We start from the raw sequence: 12,471 nt of genomic DNA, 5'->3' as shown, positions 1-12,471 counted from the left end.
ACCATGCCTTTCATCAACCTGAAGATCACTCGCGACGGCGTCACGCGCGAACAGAAAACCCAGGTCATTGCCGAGTTCACGGAAACGCTCGAACGGGTGCTGAAGAAGCCGCCGGAATGGACGCACATCGTGATCGAGGAGATCGACACCGACGACTGGGGCTTCGCGGGCCTGACCACCACCGAGTACCGCAAGCGGCTGGCCGACCGTGCGAAGCCGCCGCAGTGAAGGAATGGCGCCGGATCGGGCCGCATTGCCCTCGATGTGAGGGGGAGTAACACGTCCGTTCCACCGGGTTTCACCTCTGTCCTGCGACAGCGCGACAGCCGAATCATGTCCGGCTGCGCAGCCCCTCCCCGTGCCGCGCCCACCCACGCACGAGGCTGCGCATGACGTCCCTGCAATCGCGCCACATCGACAACGTCTATTCGATCGCCACCGGCACGGCGCTGCGGGCCGATCCGGCGGCGAGCCTGGTGCACAAGTCGTGGGCGCGCTGCGTGCGCGACCATGGGCTCGATCCGTCGCGGCCGACGCCCGCGCGCATCCTGCCGGCGCAGGAGGTGCGCGCGCACCAGCAGCAGCTCGAGCACTTCCTGCGCGCCGCGCGCGCGGGCATGGAGGACATCTACCGCCGCGTGGCCGAGCTGGGCTACATGGTGCTGCTGACCGATGCCGAGGGCATCACGGTCGACTACATCGGCAACCCGGCCTGGGACGACCAGCTGCGCCGCGCCGGCCTGTACCTGGGCGCCGACTGGAACGAGGCGCACGCCGGCACCTGCGGCGTGGGCACCTGCCTCGTCGAGCGCCAGCCGATGACCTGCCACCAGACCGAGCACTTCGACGCCACGCACATCGCGCTCACCTGCACGACGGCGCCGCTGTTCGACCACAGCGGCAAGCTCACGGCGATCCTCGACGTGTCGGCGCTGCGCTCGCCCGAGGCGCGCGAGAGCCAGCACCTGGTGCGGCACCTGGTGTCGATCTACGCGCGGATGATCGAGGACGCCGACTTCCTGCGGCACTTTCGCGGCCACTGGATCCTGCGGCTGGGCAGCGCCTTCGGGCTGGTCGACGTGGCGGGCGAAGTCATGCTGGCCTTCGACGAGGGCGGCACGGTGGTGGGCGCCAACGGAGGCGCGCGCGAGGTCTTCTCGGGGCCGCAGCAACAACTTCTGGGCGGCGCGGTGTCGGAGCTGCTGCACCTGCCGATGGACGCGATCTGGCGCCTGGGCAACGGCGGCGCGTCGGCCCTGCCGTTTGCGCACACGGTGCTGCTGCCCGGCGGCAGCGAGTACCACGCCTCGCTGATCGCGCCGCGCCTGCGGCGCTCGCCGGTCACTGCATCCACATCGCCGGCGCCCCAGCCTTCGGACCGTTTGCCACCGCTCGAACGCATCGCGGGCGACGACGACCCCGCGATGCAGCAGCTGATCGCGCAGGCGCGCCGCCTGGTGGACCGCGGCATCCATGTGCTGGTCGAGGGCGAGACCGGCAGCGGCAAGGAGGTGCTGGCGCGCGCGCTGCATGGCGCGAGCCGGCGCGCGGCGCTGCCCTTCGTGGCGGTGAACTGCGCGGCCATTCCCGATTCGCTGATCGAGAGCGAGCTCTTCGGCTACACGCCCGGCAGCTTCACGGGCGGCCGCGCCAAGGGCATGAAGGGACTGATCGCGCAGGCCGACCGCGGCACGCTGTTTCTCGACGAGATCGGCGACATGCCGATGGCGCTGCAGACGCGGCTGCTGCGCGTGCTGTCCGAAGGCGAGGTGCTGCCGCTGGGCGCCGAGTCGCCGCAGCGCGTGGACCTTGCGGTGGTGGCGGCCACGCACCGCGACCTGTCGGCGCTGGTCGCGGCCGGGCGCTTTCGCGAGGACCTGTACTACCGCCTGTGCGGCGCGGTGCTGAAGTTGCCGCCGCTGCGCGCGCGGCGCGACCGGCGGTACCTGATCGAGGCGATGTTCCATGAGGAAGCGGCGGCGATGGGCTCGACCGCGCGGCTGTCGGAGGCGGCGATGCTGCGGCTGATGGCGCACGACTGGCCGGGCAACCTGCGCGAGTTGCGCAATGTGCTGCGGCTGGCGCTGGCGCTCTGCACGGGCGCGAGCATCACGCCCGAGGAGCTGCGCCTGGCGCCGCATCGGCCGTCGCTCGACCGCTGTGACACATCACCCACGCCGGCAGACGACGACAGCGCCGCCGACGCCACGCGCCTGCTCGACGCGTTGCAGCGCCACCGCTGGCATGTGGCGCGGGCCGCGCAGGCGCTCGGCATCAGCCGCGCCACCGCGTACCGCCACATGAAGCGCTTCGGCATCGTGGCGCCGCAACGCGGCTAGCGCCTCAGGATTCGCTCGATCGCGCGCACGGCCGTGCCCAGGCCGTCTTCCGCGCGCATGCGTTCGCCCAGCGCCTGGGCCCGCGCGCGCACCTGCGGGTCGTGCGCGAAGGCGATCCCGCGCGCCAGATCGTCGGCGCCGAACCGGCCCCCCGCCACAGCGGGCGGCGCCACGCCCGCCTGCGCGAGGTGGTGCGCCCAGAACGCCTGGTCGCCCGCGAAGGGCACGACCACCGAGGGCACACCCGCGCGCGCGGCCGAGTGGCTGGTGCCCGAGCCGCCGTGGTGCACCACCAGCGCCATCCGCGGAAACAGCCAGTCGTGCGGGGTGTCGCCGACGACGTGGAAGTTCGGCGGAAGCTGTGCCCCATCGAGGCCGCTCCATCCGGGGTGCAGCACCGCGCGCCGGCCGGCCATGCCGTCGACGAGGGCTGCGAGCAGCCGCGCCTTGTCGAAGCCCGTCATGCTGCCGAAGCCGATGTAGACGGGTGCCTCGCCGGCCGCGAGGAAATCGTGCAGCGCCGCCGGCGGCTGCCAGTCGGGCGCGGGCGCGAGCCACTGGCCGCACACGGCGGCGTTGGCGGGCCAGTCGGCGGGGCGCGGCAGCAGGCTCGGCGAATAGCCGTAGAGCGCGGGGTGCGTGGTCCACAGGCGGCGGCGCGGCGGCAGGCCGCAGACCTCGGCGCGCGCGGCGTTCACGGCCGGCCGGAAGGCGCGCCAGAGCAGCCCGTTGACGAGGTGGTGGCTCGCGCGGTTCAAAAAGCGCGGCACGCGCGCGGGCGGCAGGAAGGGCGAGGCGAAGGCGGCCGTCGGCGTGAGCGGGAACATGCCCGCGCCGATGGCCGGCACGCCCAGCGCCTCGGCCGCCGACAGGCCCACGAAGGCCGCGAGCCCCGCGCAGACGATCGCGTCGCAGCCCTGCGCGGCCTCGATGGTCTGGCGCAGCCAGGGCGTGGCGTTGGCATTGGCGATGTCCGCCAGCGCCTTCGCGGCGGCGGCCGGCTTGTCGCCCTGCGCGATGACGCCGCCGAGCGCCTGCCGGATGTCGCCGGCCAGTGGCTGCGAGTGCACGCCGAGCCGGTCAGCCGCGCCGAGCGTGGTCGCGTCCGCCAGCAGCACCGACGCATGGCCCGCGTCGTTCAGCGCGCGGCACAGCGCGGCGAGCGGGCGCGCGTCGCCCTCGGTGCCGTAGGTGAGCACGGCGAGTTTCATGGGGCGCGCCTCCTTGCAGCGGGTGGCTTCGGGGCCGTGCGCGCGCCGCCGACGAAGAGGTCGACGACCACAGCGAACTCGTCGCGCAGCACGAGGCCGGGCAGCGTGAGCCAGCGCATCAGCGCGCCGAAATACAGGTGGTGCAGCAGGCTCGCGAGGTGCGCGGCCGAGACGTCGGTGCGCAGCGTGCCGGCCTGCTGGGCGGCGGCGATGAGCGCCTCGAACAGCCCCGACAGGTCGCGCGGCGTGCTGCGGTCGCCGCCGCCGAGTTCGCTCTCGATGTTGAGGAAGCGAAAGCGGAAGTAGTCGAGCAGGTAGGCCCGGTAGCGCTCGGACCATTCGGCCGAGGCGTCGAGCAGGCCGGTGAGCTGCGCCGTGAAGCCCGCCTTCGGGTCGATCGACGCATGCAGGCGCTGCGCATCGACCACGAGTTCGAGGTGCACCCAGTGGGCCAGGATCGCCTCCTTGGTCGGGAAGTGGTTGTAGAGCGTGCCCTTGGCCACGTCGGACTGCTGCGCGATCTGCTCCATCGTCGTCGCGTCGTAGCCCTGGGCTTCGAACAGGCGCATGGCGGTGGCGGCGACGTGGTCGAGCGTCTGGGTGCGGCGGCGTTCGCGGCGGCCGGGGGGATCGGGTTCGGTCACGGTACGGGCCCTTGAATTTGAACGTCGTCCAATTTTATACGTCGTTCAAATTCTCATGCATCGTCTCAGTCTCGGTGAGACAGCGACAGGCGCCTGAGACAAAACCCCCGCCAACCCCTTGATTCTTCGTCCCACCCCACGCGGCACGAAAGCTGCGCCACGAACCCCGCGTGCGCCTTGCCGCGCCGCAATTCGATTCGATTCGTTCAACGACACAACGGAGACATGCAATGACAGACCCGACCACCGGCCCCACCCGGGCCGCCGCCCAATGGCTGGCTGACTTCGCCGCCGCGCTCGCACGCGGCGACATCGATGCGGCCGTCTCGCTATTCGAGGCCGACAGCTACTGGCGCGACCTCGTCGCCTTCACCTGGAACATCCGCACGCAGGAAGGCGCGGGCGCCATCCGCGCGATGCTGCAGGCGCGCCTGGCCGACACGCAGCCCACGGCCTTCGCGCTCGAAGGCGAGGCGACCGAGGCCGACGGCGTGGTCGATGCGTGGTTCGGCTTCGAGACGCGCGTGGCGCGCGGGCGCGGCCACCTGCGCTTGCGCTCACATGACGGCGGTGGCAAGGCCTGGACGCTGCTCACCACCATGACCGAGCTGAAGGGCTTCGAGGAAAAGACCGGCGACCACCGCATCAAGGGCGCCGAGCACGGCGTGCACAAGGGCCGCAAGAACTGGCTCGAGAAGCGCCGCGACGAAGAGGCCGCGCTGGGCTACACCGAGCAGCCCGAGGTGGTGATCATCGGCGGCGGCCAGGGCGGCATCGCGCTGGGGGCGCGGCTGCGGCGGCTGGGCGTGCCGACGATCATCGTGGAGCGCAACGCCAAGGCCGGCGACTCCTGGCGCAAGCGCTACAAGTCGCTGTGCCTGCACGACCCGGTCTGGTACGACCACCTGCCCTACATGCCCTTCCCCGACGACTGGCCGGTGTTCGCGCCCAAGGACAAGATCGGCGACTGGCTCGAGATGTACACGAAGATCATGGAGCTCAACTACTGGAGCTCCACCAACGCGACCAAGGCGCGCTTCGACGAGGGCACGCAGCGCTGGGAGGTGCAGGTGGAGCGCGAGGGCAAGCCCGTGACGCTGCGCCCGAAGCAGCTGGTGTTCGCGCTCGGCGTGTCGGGCTACCCGAACGTGCCGAAGGTGGCGGGCGCCGAGAACTTCCTGGGCGACCAGCACCACTCCAGCCAGCACCCCGGGCCCGAGGCCTATGCGGGCAAGAAGTGCGTGGTGCTGGGCTCGAACAACTCGGCGCACGACATCTGCGCGGCGCTGTGGGAGCACGGCGCCGACGTGACGATGGTCCAGCGCTCGTCCACGCACATCGCGCCTTCGCAGTCGCTCATGGAGCTGGCGCTGGGCGGGCTGTATTCCGAGCAGGCGGTGAAGAACGGCATCGACCACCACAAGGGCGACCTGATCTTCGCCTCGGTGCCCTACAAGATCATGCACACCTTCCACATCCCGGTGTACGAGGAGATGAAGAAGCGTGACGCCGACCTGTACGCGCGGCTGGAGAAGGCCGGCTTCCTGCTCGACTTCGGCGTGGACGGCTCGGGCCTGTTCATGAAATACCTGCGGCGCGGCTCGGGCTACTACATCGACGTGGGCGCCTCGGAGCTGGTGGCCAACGGCAGCATCCACCTCAAGAGCGGCGTGAACATCGAGCGCGTGAACGAACGCTCGGTCACGCTCACCGACGGCACCGAGCTGCCGGCTGACCTGCTGGTGTACGCCACGGGCTACGGCTCGATGAACGGCTGGCTGGCCGACCTGATCTCGCCCGAGACCGCCGACAAGGTCGGCAAGTGCTGGGGCCTGGGCTCCGACACGCCGAAGGACCCGGGTCCGTGGGAAGGCGAGCTGCGCAACATGTGGAAGCCGACGCAGGTGCCCCAGCTGTGGTTCCACGGCGGCAACCTGCACCAGTCGCGCCACTACTCGCAGTTTTTGGCGCTGCAGCTGAAGGCGCGCATGGAAGGGATCGACACGCCGGTGTACGAACTGGCGGCGTCGCACCACAAGCGCTGAGCGGCTCCGGCTTCCTCTCCCCTCGGGGAGAGGGAGCCGTTCACTCCTGGATGAAGCGGCGCAAGCCTTCGAGGTCGGTCACGGTGATGCCGCCGTACTCGATGTGCAGGAACCCGGCCTCCTTCAGCCGGTTCAGCGCCGCGTTGCAGCGCTGGCGCGACACGCCCGACAGGTTGGCGATCTCTTCCTGCGAGGTCTGCAGGTGCGGCTCGCTGCCCGGGTGCAGCCAGGGGTGGAACAGGCCGGCCAGCGCGCGCGCCACCTGGCTGTCGGCGTCGAGCAGCCGGTGCGCGGCGTAGCTGCCCATGAACCAGTGCAGCCGCTCGTTGATCTGCTGCAGCAAAAAGTGATCGAAGCCGCGCTGCGTGCGATGCAGCCACTCGAAGGTCTCCAGCGGCAGCTGCGCCACGCGGCTGGGCCGCAGCGCGATGATGTCGGCCGAGCGCGGCACGGCACGCAGCAGCGTGCCCTCGCCGAACCAGCTGCCTACCGACAGCCCGCCCAGCGTGACCGAGCGGCCGTCGCTGGAGGTGATCGACCACTTGAGCAGCCCTTCGAGCGTGCCGTACCAGTGCAGCGGCGTGTCGCCGCGCCGGCACAGCGCGGCGCCGGCGGCCACCTCGACCTCGCGCATCTCGTCGAGCACGCGCTCGCCCGCGCCCACGTCGAGCAGCGGGAACCAGGCCGAGCCCTGCAGCAGCTGGGGAATGGTCAGGGAGGCCGCGGGGATCGCCGGCTTGGTCGAGGGCATGCTGTCTTTTTTGTTTACTGCGCGCCCTTGAGCTGCTGCAGCTCGGCCTGCGCTTCGTGCAGCTTCTTCTCGCGGTCCGCGATCTTGCTGGCACGGCCCTTCTCCTGCGCCGCACGCAGGTCGCGCTCGCGCTCGGCCACCTTGCGCTCCTGGGCACGGATGCGCTTCTGGTGCTCGGCCGCCAGCTTGGCGTCGGTGCAATGGCGGTTCACTTCGGCCAGTGCCGTTTCGAGCCCGCGCACGCGCTGCTTCTGGCCCTTGGACTTGGCCATCTCGATGTCGCGGCCGATGGCTTCGCGCTTGGCGTCGCAAGTGGCGGGGCCGGCGGGTTGGGCGGCGGCGCCGAGGGTGGTGAACGCGGCCGCGGCGGCCAGCACGAGGGGCAGAAATTTCATGGAGAGGTTCCTTGTGTGCGCAACGGCGCAGGGGCGACTTTAGCGGCTGGCGCCGCGTAAACCCTGCCCCGGAATGTCGTCGCGATGACTGAGTACGAACGCATCACAAAAAATAATGGCGCGCCCCCCTGACTGACTGACCGACCGACCCCAGGAGCCCCGAGCATGTCGAAGCGCAAAGTGATCGTGACCATCGCCCCCACCGGCGGCATGGCGCACAAGTCGCAGAACCCCCACCTCCCCACCCAGCCCGCCGAGATCGCCGCCGACGTGCTGCGCTGCTGGAACGCCGGCGCCAGCGTGGTGGCGATCCACGCGCGCCGCCCCGACGACGGCGCCACCTGCAACGCCGAGGTGTACCGCGACATCAACAGCCGCATCCGCGCGGCCGGCTGCGACATCGTGCTGAACAACTCGACCGGCGGCGGCGTGCACGGCGACATGGTGAAGCCGCTGGCCGGTGATCGCTGGGAGATCGCGTGGGAAGAACGCATCAAGGGCATGGACGCCGGCGCCGAGATGTGCACGCTGGACGCCACCACGCTCAACCTGAGCTTCGAAGGCAAGCAGATCCTGATGGACACGCCGATCACGCGCGGGCGCGAGCTGGCCGCCGGCATGAAGGCGCGCGGCATCAAGCCCGAGTGGGAGGTGTTCAGCCCCACGCACATCCTGCAGGACACGACCACGCTGATCGAGGAAGGCCATGACGACGAGCCCTACTTCATCAACCTGGTGATGAACGTGCACCGCAACTTCCAGAACGCGATGCCGTACTCGCCGCGCAACCTGCAGATGATGGTCGACACGCTGCCCAAGGGCGCCATCTTCGGCGTGAGCGGCATCGGCATGTCGCAGCTCGAAGCCAACGTGGCGGCGCTGCTGCTGGGCGGGCATGCGCGCGTGGGGCTGGAGGACAACCTCTACTTCCGCCACGGCGAACTCGCCACCAACGTGCAGCTCACCGAGCGCATCGTGCGCGTGATCCGCGAGCTCGACATGGAAGTGGCCACGCCGTCCGAGGCGCGCCAGATCATGGGCCTGCCGCGCGTGGGCGGCCCGCGGCCCGAGTTCGCGCTGGGCTGAAGACGCACGAGAACAACGAACGGAGACACGCACATGAACATTCCCCGCACCGCCCTGGCCCTCGCACTCGCCGCCGCATTCGCATCGGGCGCGTCGGCCCAGGTGTCCGACGACACCATCCGCATCGGCTTCATCAGCGACATGTCGGGCCTGTACCGCGACTACGACGGCCCGGCCGGTGCCGAAGCCATCCGCATGGCCATCGCCGACATGGGCGGCGCCATCGACGGCAAGAAGATCGAGCTGGTCACGGCCGACCACCAGAACAAGCCCGACATCGCCGCCGCCAAGGCGCGCGAATGGTTCGACGTGAACAAGGTCGACATGCTGATCGGCGGCGTGAACTCGGGCGCGGCCATTGCCATGGCCGGCGTGGCGGCCGACAAGAAGAAGCCGTACTTCGTGGTGGGCTCGGGCGCGTCCAGCCTCACCAACGAGTACTGTTCGCCCTACACCGTGCACTACGCCTACGACACCGTGGCCATGGCGCGCGGCACCGCGAGCGCGGTGGTCAAGGCCGGCGGCAAGAGCTGGTACTTCGTGGCGGCCGACTACGCCTTCGGCGCGGCGCTGCAAGGCGACGCCACCAAGACCGTGCAGGCCAGCGGCGGCACGGTGGCAGGCTCGGTGAAGCACCCGCTGGGCGCTAGCGACTTCTCCTCGTTCATGCTGCAGGCGCAGAGCTCGAAGGCGCAGGTGCTGGCCCTGGCCAACGCGGGCGGCGACACGGTGAACGCCATCAAGTCGGCGGCGGAGTTCGGCATCAGCAAGCACATGAAACTCGCCGGCATGATCATCACCATCAACGACGTGCACGCGCTGGGCCTGAAGGCTTCGCAGGGCATGTACCTCACCGACAGCTGGTACTGGAACCAGAGCCCCGAGTCGCGCGCCTGGGCGCGGCGTTTCTTCGACAAGCACAAGCGCATGCCCTCCTCCTTCCACGCCGGCGACTACTCCGCAGCGCTGCAGTACCTGCAGGCCGTGAAGGCCGCGGGCAGCGACGACGCCGACAAGGTGATGGCCCAGCTGCGCAAGACCAAGTTCAACGACATGTTCGTCAAGGGCGGCTGGCTGCGCGACGACGGCCTCATGGTGCACGACATGCACCTCATGCAGGTGAAGGCGCCGGCCGAGTCGAAGGAGCCGTGGGACTATTACAAGGTGATCGAGAACATCCCCGGCGAAGCCGCGTGGACCACCAAGACGGAGAGCCGCTGCGCGCGGTGGAAATCGGCATGAACCTCACCACCGACGTGAAGCGCGTCGCCGTCGTCGGCACCGGCGTGATTGGCGCGAGCTGGGCCGCGCACTTCCTCGCGCACGGGCTCGACGTGAACGCGACCGACCCCTCGCCCGGCGCCGAAGACCGGCTGCGCGCCGCCGTGGCGCAGCACTGGCCGACGCTGGAACGCTTCGGCCTGGCCGAGGGCGCCTCGGTCGACCGCCTGCGCTTTCACGACAGCCTGGAAGACGCGGTGGCCGTGGCCGATTTCGTGCAGGAGAACGGCCCCGAGCGCATGGACTTCAAGATCGACCTGTTCCGCCGCATGGACGCGGCCGCGCCGCCCGAGACCATCCTCGCGTCGAGCTCGTCGGGCCTGGCGATCAGCGGCGTGCAGTCGGGCTGCGCGCACCCGCAGCGCGTGGTGCTGGGGCATCCGTTCAACCCGCCGCACCTGATCCCGCTCGTCGAGGTGATCGGCGGCGAGCAGACCTCGCCCGACACCATCGCCCGCACGATGGCGTTCTATGCCGCCATCGGCAAGCGGCCGATCCACGTGAAGCGCGAGGTGAAAGGCCACATCGCGAACCGGCTGCAGGCTGCCCTGTGGCGCGAGGCTTTTCATCTCGTCAACGAAGGCGTGGCGAGCGTGGCCGACATCGACACCGCCATCGCGCACGGCCCCGGCCTGCGCTGGGCCGTGATGGGGCCGTTCATGAACCTGCACCTCTCGGGCGGTGCGGGCGGCATTGAGCATTTGCTCGCGCACTTGGGCGGGCCCATCGAAGACTGGTGGAAGGACCTGGGCGCGCCGTCGATGACGGACGCGTTGAAGCAGCAGGTGGTGCAAGGCGTGGACGACGCCCTGGGCACGCGCCACACCGCCGACCTCGAAGCCGCGCGCGACACCCTGCTGTTGAACCTGATTCGCGCCAAGGCCGAGACGGGTACGCTGGATTGACATGACCGACTTCCTTCTCGACGACACCCTGGTCGCGCCGCCCCGCACGGTGCGCATCGACTTCGACGACGGCTCGTTCGTGCTGCGCTCGCCGACGGCGTTGCAGCCGTATGCGCGCTGCATCGGCGAATGGATCGAGCGCTGGGCGCGCGAGACCCCCGATGCGCTGGCGTTTGCCGAGCGCGATGAGACGGGCGAAGGCTGGCGCACGCTCGACTACCGCGCGCTGCGCGCCACCGTCGGCGCGGTGGCGCAGGGCCTGCTCGACCTGAACCTGCCCGCGGGCCGCCCGGTCGTGATCCTCTCGGACAACGCCATCGACCATGCCGTGCTGATGCTCGCGACGATGCACATCGGCCGCACGGCCTGTTCGCTGTCGAGCGCCTACTCGCGCATGGCGAAAGACCCGTCGCGGCTGCACGGCATGTTGAAGGCGCTGCAGCCCGGGCTGATCTACGCTTCCGACGCGACGGTGTACGGCGCATCGCTCGCAGGCTGCGGCATCGAGGCAGTCACCGTGTTCAGCCGCAATGCCGACACGCATCCGGGCGCGCTGGCTTTCGACCAGTTGCTCGACGCGAAGGAAACGCCCGCCGTCATGCAGGCCTTCGCCGCCGTGGGCCCCGACACGCACGCCAAGTACCTGCTGACCTCCGGCTCCACCGGCCAGCCCAAGGTGGTGATCAACACGCACCGCATGCTGTGCGCCAACCAGCAGATGATGGCGCAGACCTGGCGCTTCCTCGCGCAAGAAAAACCGGTGCTCGTCGACTGGCTGCCATGGAGCCACACCTTCGGCGCGAACCACAACCTGCACATGGTGCTGTGCCATGGCGGCGCGCTCTACATCGACGAAGGCCGGCCCGCGCCGGGCCTCATCGAGAAGACCGTGCGCAATCTGCGCGAGGTGAAACCCACGCTGCTGTTCAACGTGCCGCGCGGCTTCGACATGCTGCTGCCTTTTCTCGAAGCCGATGACGCACTCGCCGCCGAAGTGTTCTCGCGGCTGCGCCTGGCCTTCTACGCGGCGGCGGCGCTCGCGCCTTCGACCTGGCAGCGGCTCGAAGCCGTGGCGCGGCGCGTGCGGCCCGCGCGCCCACTGTGGCTCACGACCTCGTGGGGCGCGACCGAGACCTCGCCCGCCATCACCTCGGCGCACTGGCAGCTCGACGGCGCCGGCTGCATCGGCGCGCCGCTGCCGGGGTTGGAACTGAAGTTCGTGCCCAACGGCGAGAAGCTGGAGATGCGCGTCAAGGGCGTCTCGGTGTTCTCGGGCTACCGCGACGCGCCGCGCGAGACCGCCAGCGCCTTCGATGCCGAGGGCTACTACCGCATCGGCGACGCGGGCTTTCTTGCGAACCCCGGCGACCCGGCGCAGGGCGTGATCTTCAACGGCCGCGTGGCGGAAGACTTCAAGCTCTCGACCGGCACCTGGGTGTCGGTGGGCACGCTGCGCGTGAAGCTGGTGTCGCTGCTGGCGCCGCATGTGCAGGACATCGTGCTCACGGGCCACGACCGCGACGCGATCGGCATGCTGGTGTTCGCCAGCCCGCAAGGCGCCGCCCTCGCGCCCGAAGCCCTGGCCGCGCGCATCGCCGGGGTGCTGCGCGCCCTGCGCGACGAAGGCGCGGGCTCGTCGCAGTGCCCGGCCTGCGCGCTGGTGCTGGCCGAACCGCCCAGCCTCGATGCGGGCGAGATCACCGACAAGGGCTACATCAACCAGCGCGCGGTGCTCACGCGGCGCGCGGCCGAGGTGGCGCGGTTGCATGCGCCGGCGACGGGCGATGCGGACGTGATCCGCCCGCTCTGAAGCC

The 12,471-nt window shown here is 70.1% G+C and carries 11 protein-coding genes; 7 read left to right on the top strand and 4 right to left on the bottom strand.

The genetic code is table 11. The features are described 5' to 3' along the window. The first annotated feature begins 3 nt into the window (after nt 1-3). Together AC07OH_RS30210 and AC07OH_RS30205 are read left to right on the top strand one after the other, a co-directional pair. A complete protein-coding gene (locus AC07OH_RS30210) occupies nt 4-228 on the top strand; it encodes a tautomerase family protein (RefSeq protein ID WP_139703453.1) in 225 nt (74 codons plus the stop codon). Nucleotides 229-389: 161 nt separating this feature from the next. After that, nucleotides 390-2,339: a sigma-54-dependent Fis family transcriptional regulator gene (locus AC07OH_RS30205; protein ID WP_495303144.1), complete on the top strand. Its 1,950-nt coding sequence runs from the start codon at nt 390-392 to the stop codon at nt 2,337-2,339. Here AC07OH_RS30205 and AC07OH_RS30200 read toward each other — a convergent pair. After that, nucleotides 2,336-3,550 carry a glycosyltransferase gene (locus AC07OH_RS30200; protein WP_495303143.1) on the bottom strand — a complete coding sequence of 405 codons (1,215 nt, stop codon included), beginning with the start codon at nt 3,548-3,550 and terminating at the stop codon, nt 2,336-2,338. The genes AC07OH_RS30205 and AC07OH_RS30200 overlap by 4 nt on opposite strands. Beyond that, nucleotides 3,547-4,194, bottom strand: coding sequence for a TetR/AcrR family transcriptional regulator (locus AC07OH_RS30195; protein ID WP_495303142.1), 648 nt, complete (start codon nt 4,192-4,194; stop codon nt 3,547-3,549). The genes AC07OH_RS30200 and AC07OH_RS30195 overlap by 4 nt, the downstream gene beginning before the upstream one ends. A gap of 230 nt (nt 4,195-4,424) precedes the next feature. Here AC07OH_RS30195 and AC07OH_RS30190 point away from each other — a divergent pair, with 230 nt between their 5' ends. Next, the gene (locus AC07OH_RS30190) at nt 4,425-6,239 is read left to right on the top strand and encodes an NAD(P)-binding domain-containing protein (protein ID WP_495303141.1); all 1,815 of its coding nucleotides are present in this window, start codon (nt 4,425-4,427) and stop codon (nt 6,237-6,239) included. A 40-nt stretch (nt 6,240-6,279) separates the two neighbouring features. Here AC07OH_RS30190 and AC07OH_RS30185 read toward each other — a convergent pair whose 3' ends face one another. Both AC07OH_RS30185 and AC07OH_RS30180 read right to left on the bottom strand, forming a co-directional pair. Beyond that, on the bottom strand, nt 6,280-6,990 hold the full coding sequence (locus AC07OH_RS30185) for a Crp/Fnr family transcriptional regulator (protein ID WP_062470280.1): 711 nt from the start codon (nt 6,988-6,990) through the stop codon (nt 6,280-6,282). A gap of 14 nt (nt 6,991-7,004) precedes the next feature. Further along, a complete protein-coding gene (locus AC07OH_RS30180; RefSeq protein ID WP_307582556.1) occupies nt 7,005-7,385 on the bottom strand; it encodes a DUF1090 domain-containing protein in 381 nt (126 codons plus the stop codon). Between the two features lie 165 nt (nt 7,386-7,550). On the opposite strand from AC07OH_RS30180, the gene AC07OH_RS30175 reads away from it, so the two are divergent. The 4 genes from AC07OH_RS30175 to AC07OH_RS30160 are packed head-to-tail and all read left to right on the top strand — an operon-like array spanning nt 7,551 to nt 12,467. Beyond that, nucleotides 7,551-8,471 (top strand): beta-keto acid cleavage family enzyme, encoded by a 921-nt coding sequence (locus tag AC07OH_RS30175; protein WP_495303140.1) that lies wholly within the window; start codon nt 7,551-7,553, stop codon nt 8,469-8,471. A 33-nt stretch (nt 8,472-8,504) separates the two neighbouring features. Continuing rightward, entirely contained in the window at nt 8,505-9,713 is a 1,209-nt protein-coding gene (locus AC07OH_RS30170) for an ABC transporter substrate-binding protein (RefSeq protein WP_495303139.1), read from the top strand. Further along, nucleotides 9,710-10,657 (top strand): 3-hydroxyacyl-CoA dehydrogenase NAD-binding domain-containing protein, encoded by a 948-nt coding sequence (locus AC07OH_RS30165; protein WP_495303138.1) that lies wholly within the window; start codon nt 9,710-9,712, stop codon nt 10,655-10,657. Before AC07OH_RS30170 ends, AC07OH_RS30165 begins: the two co-directional genes overlap by 4 nt. A 1-nt stretch (nt 10,658) precedes the next feature. After that, nucleotides 10,659-12,467, top strand: coding sequence for a feruloyl-CoA synthase (locus AC07OH_RS30160; protein ID WP_495303137.1), 1,809 nt, complete (start codon nt 10,659-10,661; stop codon nt 12,465-12,467). Nucleotides 12,468-12,471: the final 4 nt, after the last annotated feature.

It is taken from the genome of Variovorax sp. GW821-FHT10C12, assembly GCF_059415405.1.
Note: the sequence above shows the minus strand (reverse complement) of the source record. Positions and strands in the feature narration are given on the sequence as shown.

Coding starts and splice junctions, on each gene's coding strand:
- AC07OH_RS30185 (WP_062470280.1), bottom strand. CDS start 6,990: ATGCCCTCGACCAAGCCGGCGATCCCCGCGGCCTCCCTGACCATTCCC.
- AC07OH_RS30170 (WP_495303139.1), top strand. CDS start 8,505: ATGAACATTCCCCGCACCGCCCTGGCCCTCGCACTCGCCGCCGCATTC.
- AC07OH_RS30205 (WP_495303144.1), top strand. CDS start 390: ATGACGTCCCTGCAATCGCGCCACATCGACAACGTCTATTCGATCGCC.
- AC07OH_RS30165 (WP_495303138.1), top strand. CDS start 9,710: ATGAACCTCACCACCGACGTGAAGCGCGTCGCCGTCGTCGGCACCGGC.
- AC07OH_RS30175 (WP_495303140.1), top strand. CDS start 7,551: ATGTCGAAGCGCAAAGTGATCGTGACCATCGCCCCCACCGGCGGCATG.
- AC07OH_RS30160 (WP_495303137.1), top strand. CDS start 10,659: ATGACCGACTTCCTTCTCGACGACACCCTGGTCGCGCCGCCCCGCACG.
- AC07OH_RS30200 (WP_495303143.1), bottom strand. CDS start 3,550: ATGAAACTCGCCGTGCTCACCTACGGCACCGAGGGCGACGCGCGCCCG.
- AC07OH_RS30210 (WP_139703453.1), top strand. CDS start 4: ATGCCTTTCATCAACCTGAAGATCACTCGCGACGGCGTCACGCGCGAA.
- AC07OH_RS30190 (WP_495303141.1), top strand. CDS start 4,425: ATGACAGACCCGACCACCGGCCCCACCCGGGCCGCCGCCCAATGGCTG.
- AC07OH_RS30180 (WP_307582556.1), bottom strand. CDS start 7,385: ATGAAATTTCTGCCCCTCGTGCTGGCCGCCGCGGCCGCGTTCACCACC.